Raw genomic sequence first — 2,329 nt, forward strand, 5'->3', positions numbered from 1 at the left:
CGCAGGGCTTCGGCGAACAGGCCCAGCGCGTGCAGGGGCTGGCGCAGGTCGTGGCTGGCGGCCGCAAAGAATTGTGTTTTGGCGCGGTTGGCGGTCTCGGCGTCGCGCTGTGCGGCTTCTGCGGCCTTCATCTCGCCATGGAGCTTTTTGGCCAGGTTTTGCGCGTGCGAACGCAGGCTGACCATTTCGCCAAACATGTTGCGAAAGGCCCGCCCCAGCGCCAGCGTGCACAGGCACAGCAGGCACCAGATGCCGGCCATCTTGAGGTCGTGCTCGCCGCCATTGAGCGCGGTGCGCAGGATCATGGGCACGAAGTACAGGCCCATGCACGTCAGGAACAGAGGCGTCTGCGAGGCCATGTAGGGCACGGCCCCGATGGCGAACGAGTAGATCGTCAGCATCAGGAAGGCGCGCTCGAAGGCGCCTCCGTGTGCGTAGAACAGCAGCCCGGCCACGCTCCACAGCGCAGCGCCGATGATGGCCCCCGTGTTCCACATGCGCAGCCAGCGCGCGGGCTCGACCCGGCCTTGCAGGGCGGCACGCTCGTAGCTGAGCAGGTTGGCGAAGCGGCCCGTCCAGAGCACACCGAAGGCCAGGCTCCAGCCCCACAGGATGTGATGGGGAACGTGTTCCCAATACACCAGGGTGCAGACCACCCAGCCAAGGAAGTGACCGATCAGGCCCGCGCTGGTCTGGCGGTAAACCAGCCTGACCGAGTCCTGGCGGATGGCCTCGTCGGTCGGGGGCGGCAGGCCTGACTCGGAGATCGGTGCGGTCGATTCGCCAGACGGCAGGGCGGCGACAGCCATGGTGTTCAACTTTCTTTTGGGGTTCAGTGGGCCGACCAGGCCGGAGCGCCCGCCTGCTTTTGCAGGATCTGGCTGACCGCGATGACGGCCTGGGTGCGCGAGCTCACGCCCAGCGTGCGCAGCACCGCCGCGACGTGGTCTTTGACGGTCTCGACCGACAGGCCCAGTTCACGGGCGATCAGCTTGTTCGGCTGCCCCTTGAGCAGCAGGTTGAGCACGTCGGTCTGGCGGGCGGTCAGTCCCAGCTGGCGCAGGCTGGGCGCGGTCTGTTGGTAGTCGGAGGTTTGCGCCGCCTGCTGAACCTGCCGCAAGGGAGAGGCGTGGTTGAGCGTGGGCTGGAAGTCGGCGCCCATGCTCATGGGTGGCACATAGACGCCACCGGAGATGACCTGCTCCAGTGCCTCGAGCAAGGTGTCGTTGCTGGCCCGCTTGGGCACGAAGCCCATGGCGCCCATGTCGATGGCGCGGATGACGTCGCTGGTGCGGTCGGAGGCCGAAACCACCACGACGGGCAAAGCAGGGTAGAGCGAGCGCAAGTCGGCGAGCAGGTCAAAGCCATCGGCATCGCCGAGTTGCAGGTCCAGCAGCACGAGGTCGTGGCTCGGGTCCTGGCGCAGGGTGTCGCGGGCGGCGCGGGCGCTGTCAGCGGTGGCAACGTGGACGTGGTCACCCAGGCCCTGGATCACCGTGCGCAGCGCGGACAGGATCAGGGGGTGGTCGTCGATGAGCAAGACCTTCATGGCGGACTCCTGGTTTTGGCATTTTTTGCGTCGAGCGGGGTGTCTGCCCTGAGGCACCGGCCTCCCTGGCCGCCCGGTCGCGCGATGTGTGTGTTCTCGCGCGATGATAGTTCGCTTTGCGCCTGGGGCCGGTCGCCTCCCTAGAATCGAAATGGACCTGGCGGGCGGGCTGTGGGAGTGTGGCGGGTTGCCCTGATGGGGCGGTCATGCCGCCCAGTGGGCTCGTGCTTGCAGCTCATGTGCGCCAGACCCGGGGTGGACATGGTTCGATGCCCCAGGCGGTTTGGCGCCAACTGGCCCACACCTGGGTCAGCAGGGCCATGGCCGGCTCGACCCGATCGGCCAGCACGCGCATCAGCACGACGTGCTCGTGGGGGCTGGTGCTGCCGGCGCTCAGGGACAGCGCACTGCCATCGGCTTGGGTGCGGGCGGCATCGAGCAGCGCTTCGCGGCGCGCGCGTGTCAGGGGCTGGTCTGCAGCGAACCACACTGTGGCCATGACGCGCTTGCCCGCCCAGCCCAAGGGGCTGTCGAGCAGGTGTGTGTCGATGGCTCGCACGGTGCCGCGCTCCAGCCACACGCCGGGCAGCTCGATTTCCTGCGTGTAGCGGCCGTGGGCGAAGGCCGGGTCCGAGAACGATTCACCAGCGGCGGGCAGGCCCAGGGCCAGCACGTCCCAGCCGATCATCTCGGCGCCTTCGGCCAGCTCGAAGCGCATGGCGTTGACGGCCTGGCAGCCCCGGTAGGCGATGGCCTCCAATGGCAGCCACTCCAGGCGGG

General features: G+C 68.0%; 3 protein-coding genes. All 3 read right to left on the reverse strand.

Going from position 1 to position 2,329, the window contains the following annotated elements:
- Positions 1 to 809, reverse strand: an 809-nt coding sequence (locus B2W70_RS08825) for a histidine kinase dimerization/phospho-acceptor domain-containing protein (protein ID WP_349677443.1), incomplete at its 3' end; no start/stop codon positions are given.
- Positions 810 to 832: 23 nt separating this feature from the next.
- Positions 833 to 1,549 carry a response regulator gene (locus tag B2W70_RS08830; RefSeq protein WP_137841133.1) on the reverse strand — a complete coding sequence of 239 codons (717 nt, stop codon included), beginning with the start codon at positions 1,547 to 1,549 and terminating at the stop codon, positions 833 to 835.
- A gap of 235 nt (positions 1,550 to 1,784) precedes the next feature.
- Positions 1,785 to 2,329: urease accessory protein UreD (locus tag B2W70_RS08835; RefSeq protein WP_286744919.1), on the reverse strand; the 545-nt coding region annotated here is incomplete at its 5' end.

This window comes from Aquabacterium sp. UBA2148, from assembly GCF_002328915.1.
In the GTDB taxonomy this organism is placed as follows: Bacteria; Pseudomonadota; Gammaproteobacteria; order Burkholderiales; family Burkholderiaceae_C; genus Aquabacterium; species Aquabacterium parvum.

Excerpts from the sequence above, each read along its gene's own strand:
- B2W70_RS08830 (WP_137841133.1), bottom strand. The coding sequence starts at position 1,549 with ATGAAGGTCTTGCTCATCGACGACCACCCCCTGATCCTGTCCGCGCTG.